Raw genomic sequence first — 24,541 nt, forward strand, 5'->3', positions numbered from 1 at the left:
AGGCTACTGTGTCGGTCTGCCCGGTTGATATTTGTACGAATTTTCGCGTTTTCGTGATGACAATGATGCCCAGCCTCTGCCACCGGGATTAAACGTCGCCGCTGTTATCGTCCTCAACCGCCTGATAAATGCGCTGCATAATATCGGGGAAAGCGGACTGAACGCGACTCCAGCTGGGGATAAAGGGTTTTTCATTAGGGCGTTCAATAAACGCCTGTCCGGCTTCAAGGATCGACTGGGTGAACATTTCGACCGCCGCCTCTTCGGCGTGCTGATCGAACTTCAGGCCGTTCATCGCCGCTTCGTGGTTGTAAATCTCCATCATATCCAGCGCATTGCGATAGTAGGTTGCTTTTAATACCCGGAAGGAATCGCTGGTGATATTTACCCCCATGGTGGCCATTTTGCGCAGCAGCGACTGCACAATATCGTTGCTCATGCGCCGCAGCCCGCCGGTACCGTCCTCTTCCGATAGCGGCTGGTGCTTGTGGTCGTAATTATCTGCGATCTCAACCTGACAGCTCTGGCGGGTGGTGTAGTTGCGATAGATCTCGGACAGCACGCCGATTTCCAGCCCCCAGTCTCCGGGGATTTTAATGCCGTTCAGCACGTGAGTGCGCATGGCGAATTCGCCGGAAAGCGGATAGCGGAAGCTGCTGAGGTAATCCAGATACTCGGAGTGACCGTAAACCTTTTGCAGCGAGCGCAGCAGCGGGCCAACCAGCAGGCGGCCCACGCGGCCGTTAAGCTTGTTATCGGCTACCCGGGCATAAAATCCTTTACAGAATTCGTACTGGAAGTCGGGATTGGCCAGTGGATAGAGCAGCCGCGCCAGCATCCCGCGTTCGTAGGTGACGATGTCGCAATCGTGCAGGGCCACGCAGGTGGATTTATCAGAGGCCAGCGTATAGCCGGTACAGAACCACACGTTGCGCCCCTTGCCGGGCTGTGAAGGCGAGAGTCCCTCTTTGTCGAGTTCCGCATCCAGCGCCTTCAGGCGCGGCCCGTCATTCCATAAGATCCGGTGGCGCTGCGGCAGGCGGGAGAAGAATTCGCGGGCGTGCAAAAACTGATCGCGGTCGGCGCGATCCAGCCCAATTACGATTTCTGCCAGATAGGGCACCTGCGCCAGTTCGTCAACAATATGGCTCAGCGCGGGGCCTTCCAGCTCTGAAAACAGCGAGGGCAGAATCAGCCCCATCTTACGTTTGCGCGAGAAGCGTACCAGATCCTTTTCCAGCTCTTTTAGACTGCGCCCGGTGAGATTATGAAAGTTGGTAATTACGCCGTTCTGGTAAAAATCGCTCATCGCTATCCCCTTGGAATGTAGGTGGTCAGTCAGGATGGAGTGATAAAATGGTCAAGGCCCTCAACCCAGCCTTCCGGGCCTCGGGCGGCACTGCGATAGATATGCTGTTTGTCGGCCCGCTCAAGCAGCACCGGATTTTTACTGTAGCCGTGGATGACCACGGCATAATCAACGCTGTCGAGCATCGGGGCATCGTTAGGCCCGTCGCCCAGCCCTATGGTGAGCGGACGCTGGCCGGGCTGGGCAGTCGGGGAAGGATAGTGTTCAAGCAGCCAGCGCAGCGCAGCACCTTTTCCACTGCCTTTACTCATGACGTGCCAGAATCGCCCGCCCTGCACCAGCGTCAGTCCGGCCTCATCCAGCCGCTCGCGAAAAAGATCAAACTGCTCGCGGCTGTCACGCCAGATCAGGCTTTCCGACGCCTCACGCATTTTGGCGCGAGCCGCAAGCGCAGGCGTCAGGCCGGTCCACTCGGCTATTTCTTTTTCGCTGACGTCGGCAAAACCGGTGAATTTAAAACCGTCATGCTGACGCAACCGCAGCAGCGTATGGCAGATAGCGGCAGAGTCCTGGCTGGAAAACTGAGCGGTTTGCTCTGCCTGAGCATCGCCGTAGCGGACGACGGCACCGTTTTCACTGATAAAGGGCGAACCGCCAAACCCCAGTTCCTGCTGCAGCGGCACAATCTCAGCGGCCGTTTTACTGGAGCAGATAACCAGCGGGATATGGTGCTCCTTCAGCCGCATCAGCCACTGTCGGGCAGGCTGCCAGCTATAGGTATGATGATCGAGCAGTGAACCGTCGAGATCGGTAACGATCATCAGAGGATCCTGCAAAACAGGCATAGGCATAACCTCCAGAAGTAGATCCCGCGCGGATGCGACAGGAAAATCGCAGTAGAATCATTGAGTATAGTCCAGCCTTGACGCGGCACAGCAGCCTGACACGCAGGCACAGCGATAACGGATGCAGATTAATCCTAAAAAACGGCTGCTTTTATGAGCGTATTCTGGTGAGGCTTTCACGCTGAGACGCACGGCTGGCGCGGCTTTGCTGTACAAGATGAAAAAACTTGTACACATTTATCCGCCATCTTAGGACTAGTCTTAAGGCAAAATTCCGGTAGGTTAGAAGGGTAAAAGGATTTCCCCAAGTAACGAATTTTATCTTCATGTGAACAACTTACCCTGGCCTGAGGCTGGGGTTTTTTTTCACTAATGAAACACGGTAAAGGGAGCAGGGAAGGGATGCGGCAACGTGCGGGCAAAAAAAAGCCCGCGCTGCGCGGGCAAAATCCTTGTTACTTTTTAGGTTGACTGCGCCTTTGGGGTTGGTGCAGTGGGGATAGTCTACGGGTTGTTGACGTCAGAAATCTTTGCGCGAAACGTAAAGAAAGTGAAAAGGCCCGTCATGAGCAGGCCATTGCCTGACGAGGTCACATTGCTGTCTATACTGATTATCAGACAGTTACCCGAAAAAAGGAGAAGACATGGACTTTATACGTATTGTTATCGCGATTCTTTTACCGCCGCTGGGTGTCTTCCTGCAGGTCGGCTTTGGTGGTGCTTTCTGGCTGAACATCCTGCTGACGCTATGTGGCTATATTCCGGGGATTGTCCATGCCGTCTGGGTGATTGCGCGTCGATAACCCTGGGTAAAACCCTGCGCAGTATGCGGTTTTCGGTTAGACTGTTGGGAAAAATTGCACAGGAGTGACCATGAAGGTAAATCAGCAGGTGACGGTAAAAACGGACGGCGGTCCTCGTCGGGTTGGTACTGTTCTGGCAGTGGAAGAGTTTAACGAAGGAACGATGTATCTGATCGCGCTGGAGGACTATCCGCTGGGCATCTGGTTCTTTAATGAAACCGGTCACGAAGACGGTGTTTTCGTGCAGCCTCACCCCTGAAGACGCTAAGGGGGGTCGCTCCCCCTTCAAATATCCGCTGTCAGCCCTGCCGCACGTTGACGTAAATCCCGCTGGTGACATTATCCATCAGTCGCACCACGTGATAGATCACCTGCTTGTTGTGCGTTTTGATTTTCCGCTTAATATTGCCTTTATGCGACGAAACGGTTTTCACCTTAATCTGCATCTGGTCAGAAATCTGGCTGGTATCGTGTCCGGACATCCACATCCGCAGCATATTCGATTCCGTCTGACTGAGCGTCAGCGGATGGACATCCTTACCCGAAGACTGGCGCGAAGAAACGTTGAGCCGCTGCTGGAAGTAACTGCCTAACAGCTGGTCCAGAGTAGCCGGCTTGATCGATTTCGATGTAATAATCAGGTTCTTTCGTACGTAAAGATATTCTTCAAAATGATTATTAGAAATCGCCATAAAGATGAAGAACAGCGTGTCCGGATTCTGAACGATCGCCGCTCTAATCCGCTGACTGGCTTCGGGTTCATTAATGAAGCAGTCTTCGTTGATAAACACCACGCCGGGATGCAGCTGCTGGCAGCATGTTTGCAGCCTGTCAATGCCGCTAACTGGCGTTATATTCTTGCTTTTAATCCCTTTGGTTGTCATATAGTTGATCAACCCTGCGCGGGTATAATTACATGGATCCATAATTATTGTCGGCATTCTGGCGGCCCTTACCGGTTCGTTATCCATTTAAGTCAACGATGAATTACACGTTAGCGTGTTAAAAGAAAGCGTTCTGTATGCACATTCTTGTTATGGCTGCCAACATTAATACTACCCCGCCGCACGCGGCTGGAGTATTGACTCATCCTTGTAGAAGGGGGCTGCATGGCATGCAGCAATCGCGGTCACTATCGCGTAAAATGTTAAAAATCATGATAGGATTTTTCTTAAAAAAATTCAATCAGAAAAACATTCCTCAGAAAAGACCGGTTTTTTCAGACTGGGTCAGTCATTAAAATGAAATAAATAATCGGTAAAATAGCGCCAATAAACATGGGGTTGCTTTCACCGTGTTTCAGAGGGTTTAACGCAATATCATCCTATTTTTGGATGCGATTTGATACTGTCCTTACCCGCTCAGATTCACTAAATCAATGACATAAATCCTGGAATAACGGATGCCGGGATTGATGATTTTTAGTGCGAAAAAAGAGTTCTCTTCCGGCGGGTCATAGGAAAACATTATTTCTTGTGCGAAATTATAATATCAAACTGCAAATAAGTACTCATTGTCGTTAATCTGGCTGGATTAACCGAATGGCATGTTCCAGAACTTTTTGTTCATCGCGATTAGCATCACCGCGATTCAGGCGAGTTTGCCTCAGCAAACTGGCAATCATTCCCCGCGAAATATTATGACCGTCTTCGGTCAGCACAATCGCCGCATCACCGATAACCCGGCAAACTTCATCATAATATTCTTCGCTGAGCACATCACGTTTCATTTTTACTCTCCCATCGTTGCCAACGAGCAGACGTTTATCCTCCGACAGTGGGCCAGATGCAAGGATAAGCCTTCTGTATCACGCGCTTTTCATTAAATGATAGCGATTAAAAAAGGGTAGCAACGATTGAGGGTGTGTCAAACCGGAGCAGGGAGGGGAGTCGTCAACCGTTTTTACAGCACAAATTCCGGCCTGACCTGATTTCGACCGCTGCTTTTGGCGATATATAACTGTTCGTCAGCTCGATTAATCGCTTCATCCAGCGCCTGTACGCTACTGATATTTAGCAGGCTGATGCCGATGCTGGCCGTCACGCTAAGGTCGTTGCCTTTATGCAGGATGGCATTATTTTCAATGCTGTTACGCAGCCGGTTTGCCAGCAGGAATGCCCGCGGTTCATTTGCCGCTTCCAGCAGCACCAAAAACTCTTCCCCGCCCATACGGCAGACCAGCGAAGCCGGCGGCAGCGCCTGCTGGATGCACAGCACGGTTTGCGCCAGCACATAATCCCCGGCGGCGTGGCCCCAGGTATCGTTAATATTTTTAAAACGGTCGATATCTACCAGGAACAGCGCACCGGAAAACCCAGGTGGGCGGTTGCGTGCCGCCAGCAGCGCCTGCAGGCGCGACGACAGGCCGCTGCGGGTCAATGCTCCGGTCAGCAGATCGTAATCCGCACGGCGGGTTACGCGAGCCACCAGCCTTTTATTCGCCTCAATACTGAGAGAAACAATTAATGGACTGATGGTCATGGCGGCGACACCCAGCCGCGCCGCCGACAGGCTGTCAATGCGGAAAAGGTCATTCTCTCCCTGAATATTCAGCACGTTACCGGCCACCAGAATGATCTCGCTGATGCCGGTGATTAACGTCAGGCAGCAGGTGATAAACAGCGGATAGCTGATTGCACACCACAGCAGCGCCGGCAGCGGGAACAGCAGGCTGCCGCCGCCGCCCACCCAGATGCTCATGGCGGTGGTCACCAGTAGCGCCACCAGCGGCAGCAGCGAACTCTCGAAGGTTTTTCGCAGTATCGCACGAAGCTCATCACGACGCGGCAGGGCGATCACCGCCGGGAGCAGCAGAATCGAGGTTGACATCTGTTCCGAAAACCACGAGAACCAGGCCTTAAACAGCTCGTCGTGAAAATAGCGTTCGCTGACCACGCCACCGATGGCGGCACAGACCAGCGCACCGGCGATCGACGCCGGAAAGATGCGCATCAGCGACTGTAAGCGGCGCGGATACGGACGAGTAAAGTGGCGGGTCAGCAGCACCCAGCGCGCCGCGGCGATAAAGGTGATGTTGGAAAAATTCACCCCGACCGAGATCATCGCCGGTGTGCCCCAGCATAAATCGGTGGCCAGCATGCCGAAAAACAGCACCAGCAGCGAAACGCGGTTATCCAGCGCCGGAAAGCGGATCAGTAACCCCAGCAGTACCGCATTCCCGGGCCAAAAGATCGACATGGATTCGAAATTACGAAAGCTCAGGCCAATAACCGAGAGTAGAACGGCGAAAAAAAACAGAACGATAACCTGGTGAATACGATTTTTATTGTTTGGCATCTTCAGACTCGGTGCTGCCTGGTACGGCCGCTTATAGCATCTTTAATTGAGTCGCTGGCTTCCGGCCGGTATCCCCGTTCGGGGGATGACCTGAACTCACGTGCGATTGACATAAGTGACGAGCTGGATGAAAGCAAATAAGTAAGAACATTCCTGGTTATCATAGTAGCAAGAGTTGGCAATGTCTTTTCTGAAAATCATCACATTCTGTTCTTATTGAATAACTTCTCTGGGATTATGTCGACGAAATCTCCCATTTCAGACTCATTCATTCAGGCCGTTGACCGGGTAATGCAGACAAGTCCGGCTATATTTTAGGCGCTGCCATTGAGAATAGGCCGAATGTTTCAGCCATTGACAAAACAATGCGCACAGTCAGGGGCTTAGTGGTTCCATAAGGCGGGACTAAGCTTTATCATTCCCCCCACTTATTGCATTAGCAAAAACGGATTTCATGTATCAGCCTGTCGCACTCTTTATCGGCCTGCGCTACATGCGCGGGCGCGCCTCCGACCGCTTTGGGCGGTTCGTTTCGTGGCTTTCGGCTATCGGCATCACGCTGGGCGTCATGGCGCTGGTAACCGTACTGTCGGTGATGAACGGGCTGGAGCACCAGCTGGAGCAAAATACCCTTGGCTTAATGCCGCAGGCGCTGGTGACCAGCGACAGCGGCTCGATCAACCCACAGAAAACGCCCGCCGATTCGCTGCACCTCAGCGGTATCAGCAAGGTGACGCCGCTGACCACAGGCGAGGTGGTGATGCAGAGCGCGCGCAGCGTGGGCGTGGGCGTCATGCTGGGGATCAATCCCGACGAGCCGGATCCGCTCACCCCTTACCTGGTGAACGTCAGGCAGCAGCAGCTGCAAAGCGGGGAGTATAACGTCATCCTCGGTGAGCAGCTGGCCGCGCAGTTAGGCGTTCGCCTCGGCGAACAGATCCGCCTGATGGTGCCTTCCGCCAGCCAGTTCACGCCAATGGGGCGCATTCCCAGCCAGCGTCTGTTTACCGTGATCGGCACCTTCGCCGCTAACAGCGACGTTGACGGCTACCAGATCCTCGTTAATCAGCAGGATGCTTCGCGCCTGATGCGCTACCCGGCAGGCAACATCACCGGCTGGCGTCTGTGGCTGGATAAGCCGCTGGAGGTCGACGTGGTCAGCCAGCAAACGCTGCCTGACGGCCTGGTGTGGAAGGACTGGCGCGAGCGCAAAGGCGAGCTGTTCCAGGCGGTGAAAATGGAGAAAAATATGATGGGGCTGCTGCTCAGCCTGATCGTCGCCGTCGCCGCCTTTAATATCGTCACCTCGCTGGGCCTGCTGATTATGGAAAAGCAGGGTGAAGTGGCGATCCTGCAAACTCAGGGGCTGACCCGCCGGCAAATCGTGGCGGTATTTATGGTACAGGGCGCCACTGCGGGTGTGGTTGGCTCGCTGCTGGGCGCGCTGCTCGGCATGCTGCTGGCCAGCCAGCTGAATAATCTGATGCCGGTAATTGGCGCGTTCCTCGATGGCGCGGCGTTGCCGGTAGACATTTCTCTGACGCAGGTGGCGACCATTACCGTCACGGCAATTATCGTGGCGCTGCTATCAACGCTGTATCCTTCCTGGCGCGCGGCCGCCGTTCAACCCGCTGAGGCTTTACGTTATGAGTAACAAGATCCTGTTGCAGTGCGACAACCTGTGCAAACGCTATCAGGAAGGCAGCGTGCAGACCGATGTCCTGCGCAACGTTTCCTTCAGCGTGCAGCCGGGTGAAATGATGGCGATTGTCGGCAGCTCCGGCTCCGGGAAAAGCACCCTGATGCATCTGCTCGGCGGGCTGGATACGGCCACCTCCGGCAGCGTGGTATTTGACGGTAAATCGCTGAATGACATGTCTTCCGCCGCAAAAGCCGAGCTGCGCAATCGCGAGCTGGGCTTTATCTATCAGTTCCACCATCTTCTCCCGGACTTCAGCGCGCTGGAAAACGTAGCGATGCCGCTGATGATCGGCAAAACGCCGAAAGCGGAAACGCGCACCCGTGCGCTGGAGATGCTCAAAGCCGTGGGCCTCGATCATCGCGCCGAGCATCGTCCTTCGGAACTGTCCGGCGGCGAGCGCCAGCGTGTGGCGATTGCCCGCGCGCTGGTGAACAAGCCGCGACTGGTGCTGGCCGATGAACCGACGGGCAACCTGGACGCGCGCAACGCCGATGCGATTTTCGATCTGCTGGGTGAACTCAACCAGCGGCAGGGCACGGCGTTCCTGGTGGTGACGCACGATCTGCATCTGGCTAAGCGCATGCGCCGCCAGGTGGAAATGCGTGACGGCCAGCTTAGCGATCGCCTGACCATGGCGGGTAGCCTCTGATGGCGAAGTCGCTCTCTTTACTGCTGGGCCTGCGCTTCAGTCGCGGCCGCCGTCGCGGGGGGATGGTCTCGCTAATTTCGGTGATCTCCACCGTTGGAATTGCCCTCGGCGTGGCGGTGCTGATCGTCGGACTGAGTGCGATGAATGGCTTCGAACGTGAGCTGAACAACCGTATTCTTGCCGTTGTGCCTCACGGTGAAATCGAGCCGGTGAACCAGCCGTTCACCGGTTGGCAGGCCATGCTGCCGAAAATCGAGCGGGTACCCGGCGTAGCCGCCGCCGCCCCCTACATTAATTTCACCGGCCTGATTGAAAGCGGCAGCAAGCTGCAGGCCGTGCAGGTCAAAGGCGTGGATCCGCAGCAGGAGGCGCAGCTCAGCGCGCTGCCTTCCTACGTGCAGGGCAACGCCTGGCAATCGTTCGGCGCCGGTAAGCAGCAAATCCTGCTGGGGCAGGGCGTGGCTAACAGCCTGAAGGTGAAGCAGGGCGACTGGCTGACCATTATGATCCCCAACAGTGATGCGCAGAATAAGCTGCTGCAGCCGAAGCGGGTACGTCTGCAGGTCAGCGGCATCCTTAAGCTGAGCGGTATGCTCGATCACGGCCTGGCGCTGGTTCCGCTGGCCGACGCACAGCAGCTGTTGGGCATGGGCGACAACGTCACCGGCATCGCCATTAAAGCTGCCGATCCGTTTAGCGCGCAAAAGCTGATCCGCGAGGCGGGCAGCGTGACCAACGCCTATGTGTCAATCCGCAGCTGGATCGGCACCTACGGCTACATGTATCGCGATATTCAGATGATCCGCGCCATTATGTATCTGGCGATGGTGCTGGTGATCGGCGTGGCCTGCTTCAACATTGTTTCAACGCTGGTGATGGCGGTGAAGGACAAGAGCGGTGACATCGCCGTGCTGCGGACGCTGGGAGCCAAAGACGGCCTGATCCGCGCCATCTTCATCTGGTACGGGCTGCTGGCCGGGCTGGTGGGCAGCGTCAGCGGAGTGATTGTCGGCGTGCTGGCCGCGCTGAACCTGACCCCGATCGTTCATGCGCTTGAAGCATTGACCGGCTATCATTTCCTCTCCGGCGATATCTACTTTATTGATTTCCTGCCGTCCGAACTGCACTGGCGTGATGTGGCGATCGTGCTGTTTACCTCACTGCTGCTCAGTCTGATTGCCAGCTGGTATCCGGCACGGCGCGCCAGCCGCATCGATCCGGCACGCGTGTTAAGCGGCCAGTAAGCGAGGCAACGGATGTACTACGGTTTCGATATTGGCGGCAGCAAGATTGCGCTGGGCGTGTACAACGCCCGGCGCGAGCTCATCTGGAACAAACGGGTTGCCACACCGACGCAGGACTATGAGCAATTGTTGTCGGTATTACAGGCGCTGACCGCCGAAGCCGATGCGTTTTGCGGCAGTGCGGGCAGCGTTGGCCTCGGCATTCCCGGCCTGCCGGTGCCCGACGACGGTACGGTATTCAGTGCGAACCTGCCTGCCGCACGCGGGCGTACGCTGCGCGCCGATCTCAGCCAGCGGCTGGGGCGTGAGGTCCGCATTGATAACGACGCCAACTGTTTTGCCCTTTCCGAAGCCTGGGACGATGAGTTTCAGGCGTACCCGGTGGTGCTGGGCATTATCCTCGGCACTGGCGTCGGTGGGGGACTGATCGTCGATGGTAAGCCGGTGACCGGCCGCAACTACGTGGTGGGTGAAATGGGGCATCTGCGCCTGCCGGTGGATGCGCTGGAGGTGCTGGGCCGCGATATTCCGTTGCTGACCTGCGGCTGTGGCAAAAAGGGCTGTATTGAGGGGTATCTCTCAGGTTCAGGATTTTCCTGGCTGTGGCAGCACTTTTATCATCAGACACTCAGTGCACAGGAGATAATCACCCGTTATTATCAGGGAGATGCCAGTGCGCTGGCACACACTGAGCGCTATCGTCAGCTGCTGGCGGTATGCCTGGGCAATCTGCTGACCCTGCTCGACCCCCATCTGGTGGTGCTCGGCGGCGGCCTGTCCAACTTTGATGCGTTATATGACGGCCTGGCGGAGCGGGTTACCCCTCATCTCCTGCCGGTCGCCAAACCACCGCGCTTTGCCAAAGCGCGCCATGGAGACGCAGGCGGAATGCGCGGTGCCGCATTCCTGCACATTAAGGATTAGAGGATCGACTATGCGCACACCCCGCCGTCGCTTACGACTGGCCCGCTACAAAAAAAACCGCCGTCAGGTTCATCAGCGCTTTCGCCAGCGCATTTTTGAGCGCGATCGTAATCTCGAAATCTCTCGTCAGCCGCTGCCGCGCGTGGTGGTGCTGACCGGTGCGGGGATCTCTGCGGAATCCGGTATTCGCACCTTCCGCGCGGCGGACGGCCTGTGGGAAGAGCATAAGGTGGAAGACGTCGCCACGCCGGAAGGCTTTGCGCGCGATCCGCAGCGGGTACAGGCGTTCTATAACGCGCGCCGCAGCCAGCTGCAGCAGCCGGAGATCAGACCGAACGCCGCCCACGCCGCGCTGGCCGAGCTGGAAGCCGTGCTGGGTGACCATTTTCTGCTGGTGACACAGAACATTGATAACCTGCACGAACGGGCGGGAAGCCATAACGTGATCCACATGCACGGCGAACTGCTGAAGGTGCGCTGCACCGGCAGCGGCCAGATCCTGCACTGGACCGAAGACGTCAAGCCTGACGATCGCTGCCACTGCTGTCAGTTCCCTGCGGTTCTGCGCCCGCATATCGTCTGGTTTGGTGAAATGCCGCTGCAGATGGATGAGATTTACCAGGCGCTGGCCGATGCCGATTACTTTGTGGCGATTGGCACCTCGGGGCACGTCTACCCGGCGGCGGGCTTTGTGCACGAGGCCCGTTTACAGGGCGCGCACACCGTTGAGCTGAATCTGGAGCCTAGCCAGGTCGGCAGTGAATTTGATGAGAAAAACTACGGCCTGGCCAGCGAAGTGGTGCCCGCCTGGGTGCGCGGGCTGCTGAGTAATCTTGGACACTAAGCGGGATTAACCCACTTTACGTTTTGGCAGCGAGAAGATGAGATGAGCGATCACGCCGCCGCAGAGTCCCCAGAATGCCGAACCGACCCCCAACAGCGTGACGCCCGAGGCGGTAATCAGAAAGGTGATGACCGCCGCATCACGCTGTTTCTCATCGCTTAGCGCCCGCTGCAGGCTACCGGCGATGGTGCCCAGCAGCGCCAGACCGGCAATCGTATGGATCAGCGCCAGCGGCAAAGCGGTAAACAGCCCGCTGATGGCCCCACCAAAAATCCCGGCAATAATGTAGAATACGCCCGCCGCCGCCGCCGCCATATAGCGCCGCTGCGGATCGCTGTGGATCTCCGGTCCCATGCAGATCGCGGCCGTTATCGCCGCAATGCAGAAGGTAAATCCACCAAATGGGGCGAGGATCAGCGCCGTGGCTCCGGTCCAGGCAATCAGCGGTGAAATCGGCACCTGATAGCCCGCGGCTTTCAGCGTGGCGATGCCCGGGGCATTCTGCGACGCCATGGTGACCACAAAGAACGGAATGCCAATGCCCAGCAGGCTGGAGAGGGTGAAATGCGGGGCGATAAACTCCGGCATCACCATACTCTGGCCGCCGCTAACGTGGATATTGCCCTGCATTGCTGCCACCGCCAGCCCGGCAAACAGCGTCAGCACAATGGCGTAGCGCGGGGTAAAGCGCTTTGTCAGCAGATAGACCAGGCACATCGTCCCGCTGAGGGCGAAATTAACCTGCAGCGCGCCAAAGGCGTCAATGCCGAAGCGCAGCAGGATCCCGGCCAGCATCGCGCTGGAGATCGCCAGCGGAATATGATTCATCAGGCGGGCAAACAGCCCGGTGACGCCGCAGAACACGATAAGCGCCGAGGCAAAGATAAAAATCCCGATGGCTTCGTTAATCGGCGTGCCTGGCAGGCTGGTCACCAGCAGCGCCGCACCCGGCGTCGACCAGGCCGTCAGGATCGGCGTGCGGTACCAGAGCGACAGCGTCAGGGTGGTGATGCCCATGCCCAGACCCAGCATGGTCAGCCATCCGCCCGTTTGCTGCGGTGTGGCGCCGGCAGCGCCGGCTGCCTGGAAAATAATGGCAGCGGAACTGGTGTAGCCTACCAGTACAGCAACAAATCCGGCGATCAGCGCCGGGAGAGTGAGATAGCGTATCGAGAGAGGCGGGCGCATTGCAGGTTCCGAATCATTGAGCGTTATAGCGCACACGTTAGCACCGTGCGTTATAACGCACAAGGGGATATACTCGCCTGATTAACCGGAGGGAAAGTGTGGACGATCTGCAAAATCATCTGGCGCAAACGCTGAAAACCCAGCGCGGCCTGCGCGGCTGGAGTTTAAGCCAGGCGGCCGACGCCACCGGCGTCAGCAAGGCGATGCTGGGACAAATTGAGCGTGCCGAATCCAGCCCGACGATTGCCACGCTGTGGAAAATAGCCACCGGCTTCAACCTGCCGTTTTCGCAGTTTATCGACGGGCCGGATATGCCGCACGATGCCCCCAGGCAGCAGCAGCGCCTGCCCGCGTTTCGTCAGCCAAATCTTGCGATGCAGGTGCAGACGCTGTTCCCGTTTGATGCCGCCACCGGGTTTGAAATGCTGGTGATTGAACTGGCCCCCGGTGCCGTCAGTGAATCGGCCCCCCACGAAGCGGGCGTGATTGAACATGCTATTGTCATTGAGGGGCAGCTGGAACTGCGCGTTGCCGATAGCTGGCGGATCGTTGCCGCCGGTGAGGCGCTACGATTCCAGGCCGATCGGCCCCATGCCTATCGCAACGGCGGGGCGCAGCCCGTGCGTTTTTATAATCTGATTCATTACCCGCACCGGTAACGGCCTTCGCCGCACACTAAACTGACCTGAAACAATATTTACAGGTTTCCGAATGATCATAATAAATACTGGCATTCAGAGGGACGACAGATGAATAACTTACTCGATCGCTTCTTAAATTATGTAGCCGTGGATACGCAATCTAAAGGTAACGTTCGTCAGGTTCCCAGCACGGAGGGGCAGTTACGCCTGGCGGACCAGCTTTGTGAGGAGCTGCATGATTTGGGGCTGAGCAATATCAGCTGTAGCGAACACGGGATTGTGATGGCCACGCTGCCATCAACGGTCAGCTGGCCGGTGCCGGTCATTGGCTTTATTTCGCACGTGGATACGTCACCGGATTTCACCGGTAAAAATGTTACTCCGCAGGTGATTGAAAACTATCGCGGCGGCGATATCGCCCTGGGGATTGGCGATGAAATCCTCTCGCCGGTGATGTTCCCGGTTCTGCACGAGCTGCTGGGCCATACGCTGATCACCACCGACGGTAAAACCCTGCTGGGCGCCGATGATAAAGCCGGTGTTGCAGAAATCATGACCGCGCTGGCGCGGCTGATTCAGGGAAAACAGCCGCACGGTGAGATCCGCGTGGCGTTCACGCCCGATGAGGAAATTGGTAAAGGCGTGCACTTTTTTGACGTGGCGGCCTTCGGCGCGGACTGGGCCTACACCGTTGACGGCAGCGGCTTAGGCGAGTTTGAGTATGAGAATTTCAACGCCGCGTCGGTCACGGTAAAAATCACCGGTAATAACGTGCATCCCGGTACGGCAAAAGGGGTGATGGTTAATGCGTTGGATCTGGCCACGCGCTTTCATCAGGCGCTGCCGCCGGATGAGGTGCCGGAAAAAACCGCCGGCTATGAAGGCTTCTATCATCTGCACGGTATAAAGGGCGCGGTCGATCGCGCGGAAATGCACTACATCCTGCGTGACTTCGACCGCGAGAGTTTCGCCCGGCGTAAAGTGTTGATGCAGGATATTGCCCGGCGGCTACAGCAGTCGCTGCCGCATTCGGCGGTGATTGAGCTGGTGATTGAGGACAGCTATTACAACATGCGCGAGAAGGTGGAAGCCTGCCCGCAAAGTATCGATCTGGCCCTGCAGGCGATGCGTGACTGTGATATCACCCCGCTGGTGAAGCCGATTCGCGGCGGCACCGACGGCTCGCAGCTGTCCTATATGGGGCTACCCTGCCCGAATCTGTTTACCGGCGGCTATAACTATCACGGCAGGCACGAATTCGCCTCGCTGGATAATATGGAAAAGGCGGTGCAGACTATTGCACGCATTGCCACGCTGACGGCGGAACGGGCGAAGGCCTCTTGCTGAAAAAAGGGGGATGTTACGTTTTAACCCTGTAAGCAACCGAAAGGACGGATACCGCTGAATGCGCGGCATCCGTTATCAGGGCATTACTCTTCGTCGCCGAAGAACCAGTAGCCGCTGTTGACTAAAGCCGCCAGCTGGGCGAGGAACGACGGGTCGTCCAGCGCATCGCCGAAGGACTGCTGATCCAGCGTCAGCTGATTGGCCAGCGCGGTCAGCGCGGCGCGGTGCGGCGAATCCAGCTGCTCACCGTTGATAAATACCGCATCACCAATCGAAACGACGCGCAGACCGCCGAGGCGAGAAAGCGAGTCGCCCTGCTGCAGCGCATCGTAAATTTCATCAGGCTGGTACGGCGGCTCCGGCGGGGCAACGTCCAGCTCGTGGCGTGACTGCGAAATAAACTCACCAAACCACTGATTAAACTGCTGCGGCTGGTCGATCACGTCCAGCATCATCTGGCGGATCCCGGCCAGCTCGGCGGGCAGGATCTCGGCCGGATTGTCGCGCGGCTGGACATCCGGATCGCTGAAGCGGTAGCTGCCCAGTTCACGGGACAGAACGTGATCGGCGAAGCCGCTGATCAGCTCGCGGCCGCTCGGCGCGCGGAAGCCCACGGAGTAGTTAAGGGCGTTTTCCAGCGAGTAGCCTTCGTGCGGGAATCCCGGTGGAATATACAGAATATCGCCCGGCTCCATCTCTTCATCAATGATGGCGTCAAACGGCTCCACCTGCAGCAGATCCGGGTGCGGACAGTGCTGCTTCAGTTCGGTTTTCTCACCCACGCGCCAGCGGCGGCGACCGGTCCCCTGAATGATAAACACATCGTACTGATCGAAATGTGGCCCAACGCCGCCGCCCGGCACCGAGAAGGAAATCATTAAATCATCGGTGCGCCAGTCCGGCAGGAAGCGGAAAGGGCGCATCAGCGCGGCGGAAGGCTCGTGCCAGTGATCGACGGCCTGCACCAGCAGCGACCAGTTGTTTTCGCCCAGGTGGTCATAGCTTTCGAACGGGCCGTGCCCGACCTGCCATTTGCCGTTCTGATGGCTGACGAGGCGGCTGTCCACCTCATTTTCCATCGCCAGCCCGGCCAGCTCGTCGGGAGAGATCGGGTCGACGAAGTTTTTGAAACCGCGCTTAAGCAGTACCGGCCGTTTTTGCCAGTAGCGCTGAATAAAATCGGGCCAGTCGAGGTCGAGTTGATAATCCATGAGGGTTTCCTGAAGCGCCAAAGTGAATCGATTATAACAGTGCGCGGGCCTTGCTGTGTACCGTCTCGCTGAAATGTCTACGCGCAGGGGGCCTACGCGTCCTTGTGCAGCAGTTCCTGGCGACGAAACACCATCTCCATCCGCGCGCCGCCAAGCTCGCTGCTGCTGGCGCTGATATCTCCGGCGTACTGCTCCAGAATTTCACGCGCCAGCCCCAGGCCCAGACCCTGGCCGGGGCGCAGCGTATCCGCCCGCTGGCCGCGAATAAATACCAGATCGCGTTTATTTTCCGGAATGCCGGGGCCGTCGTCTTCCACAATCAGCTGCAGCTGGTTGTCGGTCTGGCTGGCGGTGACCTCGACAAACTCCAGGCAGTATTTGCAGGCGTTATCCAGCACGTTGCCCATTACTTCCATAAAATCGTTCTGCTCGCCGACGAAGATCAGCTCCGGGGAAATATCCAGCGTCAGCACAACGCCTTTGCGCTGATACACTTTGTTCAGCGCCGAACACAGGCTGTCGAGCAGGGCAGGGACCGAGTGCAGGTCGCGCTTGAGGGCGTGATGATCGGCCTGCATGCTGGCACGATGCAGGTAATAGCCAATCTGCTGCGAGATGCGGCTGATCTGCTCCAGCATGATCGGCTCGGCCTGCTCAATCGACAGATTGCGCCCGCCGCGCAGCGAACGCAGGGTGGTTTGCAACACTGCCAGCGGCGTTTTCAGGCTGTGGGTTAAGTCGCTGAGCGTGGTGCGGTAGCGGGTATAGCGCTGTCGTTCGTTATCCAGCAGCAGATTGAGGTTGCGCACCAGTCCCTTCAGCTCCTGCGGCGGGGCCGGATCGAGCGTTTCCCGCACGCCGTTTTCCAGCTCGCGCACCTGGCTGGCCAGCGAGCCGATGGGGCGCAGACTCCAGTGGGCCGCCAGCCACAGCAGCGGAATAATCAGCAGCAGATTAGCCAGCAGCACGTAGCTGAACCATGACCAGACAACGTCGGAATGCTGCAGCTCCTGCGGAATGGAATCCACCACCACGATGGTCAGTTCAGGAAGGTTGACGGTGGCCTCGTAGCGGTTCACCGCCACCGAGTGGGTGAAGGTGTCGTTGCCGTCATCGTCGTAGGCGCTGAGTTTGTTCTGCGCATCGCGGTCGTTGCTCAGCACTTTGCGGCTGGTGTAGTTATTGGTGTCGATCTCGTAAAAATCGGACTTGTTCAGCCACTCGCGGCGAATTTTACTGCGGATCTCCGGCACGTCGCGCTGCTGCCACAGCAGCCTGCCGCGATCGTCATAAATAAACACCAGCGCCGGGAAATTCAGTGACATCCGCTCCGGCTGCACGATGGTCAGCTGGTTGTTCTGCCACTGGGCGAGGGTGAAGAACAGATTACTTTCGCTGCGCAGCACGCGATAGGTGTTTTTATCGAAGTTCACCACGTAGCCAATCACCGCCACCATGCCGTAGGAGAGCGACATGGTCAGCACCACGGCGGCGGTAGCCAGCAGGAAGCGCACGCGCAGCGACAGCGGTTTTTTTCGGCGGAAGAGCTTCCGCAGCAGATTCATCGCGTCAGAGATCGAAACGGTAGCCCTGACCGCGCACCGTGGTAATCACATCCTGCGAGTGTTCGGCCTGGATCTTCTTACGCAGGCGCCCCATCAGGACGTCAATGGTGTGGCTTTCGCGCAGCTCAGCGTCGGGATACAGCTGCAGCATCAGCGAATCCTTACTGACCACTTTACCGACGTTACGGATCAGCGTTTCAATAATGGTGTATTCAAAAGCGGTCAGTTTGATCTGATTTTCGTTAATCGTCAGTTCACGGCGGGAAAGGTCGATCTGGAACGGCAGCAGGGTAATGATCTGCGAGGCCAGACCGCTGTTACGACGCATCAGCGCCTGCATGCGGGCGACCACTTCTTCAATATGGAAAGGCTTGGTAACGTAGTCATCGGCACCGGCTTCCAGCGCTTCCACCTTGGCCTGCCAGCCATCGCGGGCGGTCAGCACCAGGATCGGCTGACGCACTTCCTGGCTGCGCCAGCGGCGGATCATCGCCATGCCGTCTTCATCCGGCAGGCCGAGATCGACCAGCGTGATGTCCGGCGTATGCTCATTGAGAAAGTAATCCGCTTCTTTTGCGCCTTCCGCGGCATCCACCTGATGACCCATCTCCCGCAGCTGCACGGCCAGATGATGACGCAACAGAGGGTTATCCTCGACGACTAACACACGCATAACCTAATCCTTAATCGATTCGAACTGCATTGAGACGCAGCATAAACTGTCAGAAGTATAGGAGAAAGCAAATAAACCGCAGGTTAACGCGGGCCGACTAGCGCCGGCCCGGCGGGGGATTATTTCAGGTCATCAACCATCTGGATAGCGCGGCCGATATAGTTGGCCGGGGTCATCTGCTTCAGACGGGTTTTTTCTTCTTCCGGCAGAGCCAGGCTATCGATAAACGCCTTCATGCCTTCGGCATCCACGCGCTTGCCGCGGGTCAGCTCTTTCAGCTTCTCGTAAGGCTTCTCAATGCCGTAGCGGCGCATCACGGTCTGGATCGGCTCAGCCAGCACTTCCCAGTTGTGATCCAGCTCGTCCAGCAGACGGTCACGGTTCACTTCCAGCTTGGAGATGCCTTTCAGCGTGGCCTGATAGGCGATCAGCGCATAGCCCACACCCACGCCGAGGTTACGCAGCACGGTGGAGTCGGTCAGATCGCGCTGCCAGCGGGACACCGGCAGTTTGCTGGCCAGGTGCTGCATAACGGCGTTGGCCAGGCCGAGGTTGCCTTCGGAGTTTTCGAAGTCGATCGGGTTCACCTTGTGCGGCATGGTGGAAGAACCGATTTCACCGGCGATGGTTTTCTGCTTGAAGTGGTTCAGCGCGATGTAACCCCAGACGTCACGATCGAAGTCGATCAGAATGGTGTTGAAGCGGGCCATGCAGTCAAACAGTTCAGCGATGTAGTCGTGCGGCTCGATCTGCGTGGTGTACGGGTTCCAGGTGATGCCCAGAGAGGTGACAAACTCTTCGCTCAGCTGGTGCCAGTCCACTTCCGGGTAGGCGGCGATGTGGGCGTTATAGTTACCGACCGCACCGTTGATTTTACCCAGCACTTCAATGCGCTCCAGCTGACGCAGCTGGCGCTCGAAGCGGTAGGCGACGTTGGCCATCTCTTTACCCAGCGTTGACGGGGTTGCAGGCTGGCCGTGGGTACGGGAAAGCAGCGGAATATCGCGGTACTGCACGGCGAGATCCTTCACCGCGGCGATGATTTTGTTCCAGTAAGGCACAATGACGTCGCGGCGCGCGGTGTCCAGCATCAGCGCGTGGGACAGGTTGTTGATATCTTCTGAGGTACAGGCGAAGTGGATAAATTCGGAAACGGCATGCAGGGCAGGCACGCTCTCCACTTTCTCTTTCAGGAAGTACTCAACCGCCTTCACATCGTGGTTGGTGGTGCGCTCGATGGTTTTGATACGCGCGGCGTCTTCTTCGCTGAATCCGGCGACAATAGCATCAAGGAAAGCGTTTGCGTCGGCGTCAAATGCAGGAACTTCCTTGATCGCAGCGTTGGAGGCCAGTTTTTGTAACCAGCGAACTTCAACCTCAACGCGGAATTTCAGCAGACCGAATTCGCTGAAAATGCCACGCAGTGGGCTGACTTTGTCGCCATAACGGCCATCAACAGGTGAGACGGCGGTCAGAGAGGATAATTCCATTGTTGCTGCTCCAGGATCGGTTAAAAAAATCAGGTTGGTGTCCCGTTCAGGCGGGCCAGAATCGCTTTCGCCTCGTTAACGAGACGGCCACGGGAAAACATCAGCTGCAGGCGGCCACCGCCAACCTGCTGCCACAGCACCGCTGCGCGGATACCCGCCAGCAGCGCCGCACGAACTTTGCTCTGCACCTGCGTATTCTGCAGGATCGCCGGGGAACCGGTGACCTGAATACGCGGCCCGAGCGGGCTAATTACATCTACGTAAATCCCGGCCATCGCGCTGACTAAGGTGTCAGACTCCAGGCCATAGTGTGCCAGCTGGCGGTCAAGCTGGGCGATGCGCCGCGACAGGTCGTTCATCGCATCCTTGTTGCCGTGAAGCTTGCGCTCCAGCACCATCAGGCTCAGGGTATAGCGCGTCAGCTCCGCGCCCAGCCCCTGACGGCTGTTGCTGTTCAGCACCGCCTGCAGGGTTTCCAGGCCGAAGCGCAGGTTAGCTTCATCGTCGCCAAACACCGCCAGCGTGGAGGAGGGATTCAGATCCAGCAGGCTGTGCAGCGAGACCTTTAACGCTTCTGGCGGACACTGGCCCTGGTGCGCCAGCTGCTGCACCAGGTGAGCGGACTGGCAGATACCGGCCAGTGCCAGGGTAATATCATAATAGTTCTTCGCCACGATGACTCCTGTTGTCTTCCCTGCACGTCGTCTGAATCAGGCACTGACCAGAGGCAGACGCTGTTCGATAATGCCGCCGCCAAGGCAGACTTCATCAAGATAAAATACCGCCGACTGGCCCGGCGTCACCGCCGCGACCGGCTCGTCGAAACGAACCTCAATACGCTCGTCGTCGATCGGCGTGATGGTGCACGGAATATCTTCCTGGCGGTAGCGGGTTTTCACCACGCAGCGCAGCGGGGCGCGCAGCATTTCGCGATCCACCCAGTGCAGCTGCTGGGCGATCAGGCCCACCGACATCAGGCGTGGATGATCGTGGCCCTGGGCGACAACCAGTACGTTATTCGCCACGTCTTTATCCACCACGTACCACGGCTGTTCGCTGTGCTCTTTGGTGCCGCCAATGCCCAGGCCTTTGCGCTGGCCGAGCGTGTGGTACATCAGCCCCTGATGCTGGCCGACGGTGTCTCCGGCCACGGTGACAATCGGGCCAGGCTGCGCGGGCAGATAGCGGGCAAGGAATTCGGTAAATTTGCGCTCGCCGATAAAGCAGATGCCGGTGGAGTCTTTCTTCTTCGCGGTAATCAGCTCCAGCTGTTCCGCAATGCGGCGCACTTCCGGTTTTTCCAGCTCGCCGACCGGGAACAGGCTTTGTGCAATCTGATCGGTGCCCAGCGTATAGAGGAAGTAGCTCTGATCTTTGTTGCCATCCAGGCCGCGCAGCAGGCGGCTTTTGCCGTCAACATCGGCACGGCGCACGTAGTGGCCGGTGGCAATATAGTCCGCGCCGAGATCTTCGGCGGCAAACTCCAGGAAGGCTTTAAACTTGATCTCTTTATTACACAGAATATCCGGGTTGGGCGTGCGGCCCGCTTTGTACTCGGCGAGGAAGTGCTCGAAGACGTTATCCCAGTATTCGGCGGCAAAGTTTACCGTGTGTAAATAGATGCCGAGCTTATCGCAGACGGCCTGGGCGTCGGCGAGATCGTCTGCTGCGGTGCAGTACTCTTCGCCATCGTCCTCCTCCCAGTTTTTCATAAACAGGCCTTCAACCTGATAGCCCTGCTGCTGCAGTAACCAGGCGGAAACGGAGGAGTCAACGCCGCCGGACATGCCGACGATCACTTTTTTCTGGCTGTTAGACATAATTACCTGACTTTAAAGTTTTTACCCGCATTCCCGGATCCGACAGCCGTGGCCGTTCTGATTCATCACCGCCGCAGACCGGGATCGGTCCGGCGCGATAACAAAACGGCCGCGTTGCCGCGTTGGGGAATTTTTGGGCACCAGGAGTCGTTAAAGGCGACTCTGATAAAATTGCGGCGGCATTCTATCATGCACCGGCGGCGGGCGCATCCTCGCTAAACGGCCACTGGAAGGCGCTGAGGATCGACAGCGGATAGCGCGGGCCGTGCTGATAAACCCGCAGGCTTTCCGCTACCAGCGCCGAGCGCAGTTTCTTCGATGTGAGGATCTCCTCCGGCGGCAGCCACCAGCAGCGATCGATGTCGCGATCCTGCGGATAGGTTTCAACGATGGCGGGCAAATCCAGGCAAAACAGGAAGCGCAGAAACGGCGTATTGTCCGGCGCAATCCACTGGTGCATACCGAGGAACGCCTGCGGCACGGCTTCAATGCCGGTCTCTTCCGACAGCTCGCGCGCGGCGGCCTGCAGCAGCGTCTCGTTGGCCTCCAGATGGCCTGCCGGCTGGTTCAGGGTCGCGCGACCGCGTACCCGTTCTTCTACAACCAGAAACTGTCCTTCGGCCTGAACGACGGTGGCGACGGTCACATGCGGTTTGAACATGAGGAGCTCCTTAACGTTAACGGCGTGCGGCTTCCACGCGCCGAGTCAGATCAGATGGCTGATATCGCGCCATTCGCCCGGGGCCAGTCCCTCTAACTGTAGTGTGCCCATCGAAAAGCGAATTAAACGCAGAGTGGGGAAACCGATATGGGCGGTCATGCGCCGCACCTGGCGGTTGCGCCCCTCAAACAGGGTGATTTTCAGCCAACTGGTGGGAATCGCTTTCCGCTCGCGGATTGGCGGATCGCGCGGCCACAGCCAGTCGGGTTCGGCCACTCGCTCAATCTGAGCGGGCAGGGTGGGGCCATCCTTCAGCGTCAGGCCGTGGCGAAACGGCAACAGGTCACTTTCAGCGGGTTCACCCTCAACCTGCACAAAATAGACCTTTCCGGTACGTTTTCCCGGCTGGGTCAGCGTTGCCTGAAGTGCGCCATCGTTGGTCAGCACCATCAGCCCTTCACTGTCACGGTCAAGCCGCCCGGCTGCATAAACGCCCGTTTGCGGCACATAATCTTTCAGCGTGCGCCGCCCGGATTCATCGCTGAACTGGGGCAAAACATCGAACGGTTTGTTAAATAAAATCACACAGCGCGGCCCCTTATCGACGGGTTTGGCGGCCTGGCGCGGGCTGTTCCGCTTAACGCGGTGATTGCTAACAGAAGATTTTCGCATGGTCTTTGCACTTAGAAACAATAAGCGCATTATACCGCAATCCTGAGATGATTGGCGCGGAGTCAATATTCAAGTAGTATTGACGCGCATCTTACAAGTCATTAACAAAAAAAGCGCTCGAAGGAGAGGTTAATGGAAAGCAAAGTAGTTGTTCCGGCGGAAGGTCAGAAAATCACCCTGGTAGAGGGAAAACTGAACGTACCTAACAATCCAATCATCCCATTCATCGAAGGTGATGGTATTGGTGTGGACGTTTCTCCAGTGATGATCAAAGTTGTCGACGCCGCTGTACAGAAGGCTTATAACGGTGAGCGTAAAATTTCCTGGATGGAAATTTACACCGGTGAGAAATCGGTAGAGCTCTACGGCCAGGACGTTTGGCTGCCGCAGGAAACCCTCGATCTGATTAAAGATTACCGCGTGGCTATCAAAGGCCCACTGACTACCCCAGTCGGCGGTGGTATTCGTTCCCTGAACGTTGCGCTGCGTCAGCAGCTTGACCTCTACATCTGCCTGCGCCCGGTTCGTTACTACACCGGTACGCCAAGCCCGGTTAAACGCCCTGAAGACACCGACATGGTGATCTTCCGCGAAAACTCCGAAGATATCTATGCCGGTATCGAATGGAAAGCGGGCTCGCCGGAAGCGGATAAAGTGATCAAGTTCCTGCGTGACGAAATGGGCGTGAAGAAAATTCGCTTCCCTGAGCAGTGTGGTATCGGCGTTAAGCCGTGCTCTGAAGCGGGTACTAAGCGTCTGGTTCGTGCGGCCATCGAATACGCAATCACTAACGACCGTGATTCCGTTACCCTGGTTCACAAAGGCAACATCATGAAGTTCACCGAAGGCGCCTTCAAGGACTGGGGCTATGCTCTGGCACGCGAAGAGTTCGGCGGCGAGCTGATCGACGGCGGCCCGTGGGTGAAAATCAAGAACCCGAACACCGGCAAAGAGATCGTCATCAAAGACGTGATCGCCGACGCCTTCCTGCAGCAGATCCTGCTGCGTCCAGCCGAGTACGACGTTATTGCCTGTATGAACCTGAACGGTGACTACATCTCTGATGCCCTGGCGGCACAGGTTGGCGGTATCGGTATTGCTCCGGGCGCAAACATCGGTGACGAATGCGCACTGTTCGAAGCCACCCACGGTACTGCACCTAAGTACGCAGGCCAGGATAAAGTGAACCCAGGTTCCGTAATCCTGTCCGCAGAAATGATGCTGCGCCATATGGAGTGGTTCGAAGCCGCAGACCTGATCGTTAAAGGCATGGAAGGCGCAATTAACGCCAAAACCGTGACCTATGACTTCGAGCGTCTGATGGACGGCGCTAAACTGCTGAAATCTTCAGAGTTTGGCGATGCAATGATCAGCCACATGTAATATGTGCTGTTGATGATTGTGAAGACGGGGGCCTTTTGGCCCCCGTTTTTGTTGTGTTGAAAAGCTTTCCCCAAACTTCCCTAAAACCCGAGCCTAAAACCTTTTCCCAAAATTGCTCATACAGCGAGCTGCTCAGGTGGCTGTTTCTATCCAGTCTTTTCCCCGGTTATTCCATGGCCTCGTGCTGATATTTGCCTTTGGAGCTCACATATCTTTTGAGATTAAGGTCTGTTTTGAGCGAACAGCGGACGCTCTCATTTTTTCATTTTTGTT

General features: G+C 57.1%; 24 protein-coding genes. 10 read left to right on the forward strand and 14 right to left on the reverse strand.

What is annotated here, in order from left to right; translation table 11 throughout:
• Positions 1-88: 88 nt before the first annotated feature.
• Positions 89-1,309, reverse strand: a complete 1,221-nt coding sequence (locus tag EC836_RS10390) for a glycosyl transferase (RefSeq protein ID WP_123332734.1) — start codon at positions 1,307-1,309, stop codon at positions 89-91.
• 29 nt (positions 1,310-1,338) lie between these two features.
• Entirely contained in the window at positions 1,339-2,154 is an 816-nt protein-coding gene (locus EC836_RS10395) for a mannosyl-3-phosphoglycerate phosphatase-related protein (protein WP_123332735.1), read from the reverse strand.
• A gap of 644 nt (positions 2,155-2,798) precedes the next feature.
• Between EC836_RS10395 and EC836_RS10400 the strand changes: the two genes are divergently transcribed.
• Entirely contained in the window at positions 2,799-2,957 is a 159-nt protein-coding gene (locus EC836_RS10400; protein WP_034824466.1) for a YqaE/Pmp3 family membrane protein, read from the forward strand.
• A 70-nt stretch (positions 2,958-3,027) separates the two neighbouring features.
• Positions 3,028-3,216, forward strand: a complete 189-nt coding sequence (dsrB, locus tag EC836_RS10405; RefSeq protein ID WP_123332737.1) for a protein DsrB — start codon at positions 3,028-3,030, stop codon at positions 3,214-3,216.
• Positions 3,217-3,256: 40 nt separating this feature from the next.
• On the opposite strand, the gene rcsA is transcribed toward dsrB, so the two are convergent.
• The 3 genes from rcsA to EC836_RS10420 all read right to left on the reverse strand — a co-directional run bounded on the left by rcsA (position 3,257) and on the right by EC836_RS10420 (position 6,254).
• The gene (rcsA, locus tag EC836_RS10410) at positions 3,257-3,898 is read right to left on the reverse strand and encodes a transcriptional regulator RcsA (protein ID WP_123332739.1); all 642 of its coding nucleotides are present in this window, start codon (positions 3,896-3,898) and stop codon (positions 3,257-3,259) included.
• 578 nt (positions 3,899-4,476) lie between these two features.
• Positions 4,477-4,686 carry a DUF2767 family protein gene (locus EC836_RS10415; protein WP_123332741.1) on the reverse strand — a complete coding sequence of 70 codons (210 nt, stop codon included), beginning with the start codon at positions 4,684-4,686 and terminating at the stop codon, positions 4,477-4,479.
• 173 nt (positions 4,687-4,859) lie between these two features.
• The gene (locus EC836_RS10420; RefSeq protein ID WP_123332743.1) at positions 4,860-6,254 is read right to left on the reverse strand and encodes a GGDEF domain-containing protein; all 1,395 of its coding nucleotides are present in this window, start codon (positions 6,252-6,254) and stop codon (positions 4,860-4,862) included.
• Positions 6,255-6,708: 454 nt separating this feature from the next.
• Here EC836_RS10420 and lolC point away from each other — a divergent pair, with 454 nt between their 5' ends.
• Genes lolC through cobB form a run of 5 tightly spaced genes read left to right on the forward strand, consistent with a single transcriptional unit; the run spans position 6,709 to position 11,617 of the window.
• Positions 6,709-7,908 (forward strand): lipoprotein-releasing ABC transporter permease subunit LolC, encoded by a 1,200-nt coding sequence (lolC, locus tag EC836_RS10425; protein ID WP_123332745.1) that lies wholly within the window; start codon positions 6,709-6,711, stop codon positions 7,906-7,908.
• The gene (gene lolD, locus EC836_RS10430) at positions 7,901-8,605 is read left to right on the forward strand and encodes a lipoprotein-releasing ABC transporter ATP-binding protein LolD (RefSeq protein WP_123332747.1); all 705 of its coding nucleotides are present in this window, start codon (positions 7,901-7,903) and stop codon (positions 8,603-8,605) included. The genes lolC and lolD overlap by 8 nt, the downstream gene beginning before the upstream one ends.
• Entirely contained in the window at positions 8,605-9,849 is a 1,245-nt protein-coding gene (lolE, locus tag EC836_RS10435) for a lipoprotein-releasing ABC transporter permease subunit LolE (RefSeq protein ID WP_123332749.1), read from the forward strand. The genes lolD and lolE overlap by 1 nt, the downstream gene beginning before the upstream one ends.
• 12 nt (positions 9,850-9,861) lie before the next feature.
• Entirely contained in the window at positions 9,862-10,773 is a 912-nt protein-coding gene (gene nagK, locus EC836_RS10440) for an N-acetylglucosamine kinase (protein ID WP_123332752.1), read from the forward strand.
• A 10-nt stretch (positions 10,774-10,783) separates the two neighbouring features.
• Positions 10,784-11,617, forward strand: coding sequence for a Sir2 family NAD+-dependent deacetylase (cobB, locus tag EC836_RS10445; RefSeq protein WP_123332754.1), 834 nt, complete (start codon positions 10,784-10,786; stop codon positions 11,615-11,617).
• Positions 11,618-11,623: 6 nt separating this feature from the next.
• On the opposite strand, the gene EC836_RS10450 is transcribed toward cobB, so the two are convergent.
• Positions 11,624-12,805: a benzoate/H(+) symporter BenE family transporter gene (locus EC836_RS10450; protein WP_123332756.1), complete on the reverse strand. Its 1,182-nt coding sequence runs from the start codon at positions 12,803-12,805 to the stop codon at positions 11,624-11,626.
• Positions 12,806-12,903: 98 nt separating this feature from the next.
• Here EC836_RS10450 and EC836_RS10455 point away from each other — a divergent pair, with 98 nt between their 5' ends.
• Both EC836_RS10455 and pepT read left to right on the forward strand, forming a co-directional pair.
• Entirely contained in the window at positions 12,904-13,464 is a 561-nt protein-coding gene (locus EC836_RS10455; RefSeq protein ID WP_123332758.1) for a helix-turn-helix domain-containing protein, read from the forward strand.
• Positions 13,465-13,554: 90 nt separating this feature from the next.
• Positions 13,555-14,793 (forward strand): peptidase T, encoded by a 1,239-nt coding sequence (gene pepT / locus EC836_RS10460; RefSeq protein WP_123332760.1) that lies wholly within the window; start codon positions 13,555-13,557, stop codon positions 14,791-14,793.
• An 83-nt stretch (positions 14,794-14,876) separates the two neighbouring features.
• Here the strand turns inward: pepT and EC836_RS10465 are convergent, their stop codons facing one another.
• From EC836_RS10465 to rluE, 8 genes are all read right to left on the reverse strand, one after another.
• Positions 14,877-16,004 carry a cupin domain-containing protein gene (locus EC836_RS10465; RefSeq protein ID WP_123332762.1) on the reverse strand — a complete coding sequence of 376 codons (1,128 nt, stop codon included), beginning with the start codon at positions 16,002-16,004 and terminating at the stop codon, positions 14,877-14,879.
• A 92-nt stretch (positions 16,005-16,096) separates the two neighbouring features.
• Positions 16,097-17,569, reverse strand: a complete 1,473-nt coding sequence (phoQ, locus tag EC836_RS10470; RefSeq protein WP_123332764.1) for a two-component system sensor histidine kinase PhoQ — start codon at positions 17,567-17,569, stop codon at positions 16,097-16,099.
• A 4-nt stretch (positions 17,570-17,573) separates the two neighbouring features.
• Positions 17,574-18,242 (reverse strand): two-component system response regulator PhoP, encoded by a 669-nt coding sequence (gene phoP, locus EC836_RS10475; RefSeq protein ID WP_123332766.1) that lies wholly within the window; start codon positions 18,240-18,242, stop codon positions 17,574-17,576.
• Positions 18,243-18,361: 119 nt separating this feature from the next.
• The gene (gene purB / locus EC836_RS10480; RefSeq protein ID WP_123332768.1) at positions 18,362-19,732 is read right to left on the reverse strand and encodes an adenylosuccinate lyase; all 1,371 of its coding nucleotides are present in this window, start codon (positions 19,730-19,732) and stop codon (positions 18,362-18,364) included.
• Positions 19,733-19,761: 29 nt separating this feature from the next.
• Positions 19,762-20,406 (reverse strand): high frequency lysogenization protein HflD, encoded by a 645-nt coding sequence (gene hflD / locus EC836_RS10485; RefSeq protein WP_123332770.1) that lies wholly within the window; start codon positions 20,404-20,406, stop codon positions 19,762-19,764.
• 36 nt (positions 20,407-20,442) lie between these two features.
• Positions 20,443-21,552 (reverse strand): tRNA 2-thiouridine(34) synthase MnmA, encoded by a 1,110-nt coding sequence (mnmA, locus tag EC836_RS10490; protein WP_123332772.1) that lies wholly within the window; start codon positions 21,550-21,552, stop codon positions 20,443-20,445.
• Positions 21,553-21,739: 187 nt separating this feature from the next.
• Positions 21,740-22,213 carry an NUDIX domain-containing protein gene (locus EC836_RS10495; RefSeq protein ID WP_123332774.1) on the reverse strand — a complete coding sequence of 158 codons (474 nt, stop codon included), beginning with the start codon at positions 22,211-22,213 and terminating at the stop codon, positions 21,740-21,742.
• Positions 22,214-22,258: 45 nt separating this feature from the next.
• Positions 22,259-22,915 (reverse strand): 23S rRNA pseudouridine(2457) synthase RluE, encoded by a 657-nt coding sequence (gene rluE / locus EC836_RS10500; protein WP_123332776.1) that lies wholly within the window; start codon positions 22,913-22,915, stop codon positions 22,259-22,261.
• Positions 22,916-23,017: 102 nt separating this feature from the next.
• Between rluE and icd the strand changes: the two genes are divergently transcribed.
• A complete protein-coding gene (gene icd, locus EC836_RS10505; protein WP_123332778.1) occupies positions 23,018-24,268 on the forward strand; it encodes an NADP-dependent isocitrate dehydrogenase in 1,251 nt (416 codons plus the stop codon).
• Positions 24,269-24,541: the final 273 nt, after the last annotated feature.

The sequence above is a fragment of the Erwinia sp. JUb26 genome, assembly GCF_003751505.1.
Lineage (GTDB): Bacteria > Pseudomonadota > Gammaproteobacteria > Enterobacterales > Enterobacteriaceae > Erwinia.

Bases quoted from the DNA above. Each gene is read 5' to 3' on its own strand.
- pepT (WP_123332760.1), top strand. From the start codon at position 13,555: ATGAATAACTTACTCGATCGCTTCTTAAATTATGTAGCCGTGGATACG.
- EC836_RS10465 (WP_123332762.1), bottom strand. From the start codon at position 16,004: ATGGATTATCAACTCGACCTCGACTGGCCCGATTTTATTCAGCGCTAC.
- rluE (WP_123332776.1), bottom strand. From the start codon at position 22,915: ATGCGCTTATTGTTTCTAAGTGCAAAGACCATGCGAAAATCTTCTGTT.
- purB (WP_123332768.1), bottom strand. From the start codon at position 19,732: ATGGAATTATCCTCTCTGACCGCCGTCTCACCTGTTGATGGCCGTTAT.
- phoP (WP_123332766.1), bottom strand. From the start codon at position 18,242: ATGCGTGTGTTAGTCGTCGAGGATAACCCTCTGTTGCGTCATCATCTG.
- mnmA (WP_123332772.1), bottom strand. From the start codon at position 21,552: ATGTCTAACAGCCAGAAAAAAGTGATCGTCGGCATGTCCGGCGGCGTT.
- rcsA (WP_123332739.1), bottom strand. From the start codon at position 3,898: ATGCCGACAATAATTATGGATCCATGTAATTATACCCGCGCAGGGTTG.
- phoQ (WP_123332764.1), bottom strand. From the start codon at position 17,569: ATGAATCTGCTGCGGAAGCTCTTCCGCCGAAAAAAACCGCTGTCGCTG.
- lolE (WP_123332749.1), top strand. From the start codon at position 8,605: ATGGCGAAGTCGCTCTCTTTACTGCTGGGCCTGCGCTTCAGTCGCGGC.
- EC836_RS10450 (WP_123332756.1), bottom strand. From the start codon at position 12,805: ATGCGCCCGCCTCTCTCGATACGCTATCTCACTCTCCCGGCGCTGATC.
- dsrB (WP_123332737.1), top strand. From the start codon at position 3,028: ATGAAGGTAAATCAGCAGGTGACGGTAAAAACGGACGGCGGTCCTCGT.
- EC836_RS10495 (WP_123332774.1), bottom strand. From the start codon at position 22,213: ATGTTCAAACCGCATGTGACCGTCGCCACCGTCGTTCAGGCCGAAGGA.
- EC836_RS10400 (WP_034824466.1), top strand. From the start codon at position 2,799: ATGGACTTTATACGTATTGTTATCGCGATTCTTTTACCGCCGCTGGGT.
- EC836_RS10390 (WP_123332734.1), bottom strand. From the start codon at position 1,309: ATGAGCGATTTTTACCAGAACGGCGTAATTACCAACTTTCATAATCTC.
- icd (WP_123332778.1), top strand. From the start codon at position 23,018: ATGGAAAGCAAAGTAGTTGTTCCGGCGGAAGGTCAGAAAATCACCCTG.
- nagK (WP_123332752.1), top strand. From the start codon at position 9,862: ATGTACTACGGTTTCGATATTGGCGGCAGCAAGATTGCGCTGGGCGTG.
- EC836_RS10395 (WP_123332735.1), bottom strand. From the start codon at position 2,154: ATGCCTGTTTTGCAGGATCCTCTGATGATCGTTACCGATCTCGACGGT.
- EC836_RS10415 (WP_123332741.1), bottom strand. From the start codon at position 4,686: ATGAAACGTGATGTGCTCAGCGAAGAATATTATGATGAAGTTTGCCGG.
- lolD (WP_123332747.1), top strand. From the start codon at position 7,901: ATGAGTAACAAGATCCTGTTGCAGTGCGACAACCTGTGCAAACGCTAT.
- cobB (WP_123332754.1), top strand. From the start codon at position 10,784: ATGCGCACACCCCGCCGTCGCTTACGACTGGCCCGCTACAAAAAAAAC.
- EC836_RS10420 (WP_123332743.1), bottom strand. From the start codon at position 6,254: ATGCCAAACAATAAAAATCGTATTCACCAGGTTATCGTTCTGTTTTTT.
- lolC (WP_123332745.1), top strand. From the start codon at position 6,709: ATGTATCAGCCTGTCGCACTCTTTATCGGCCTGCGCTACATGCGCGGG.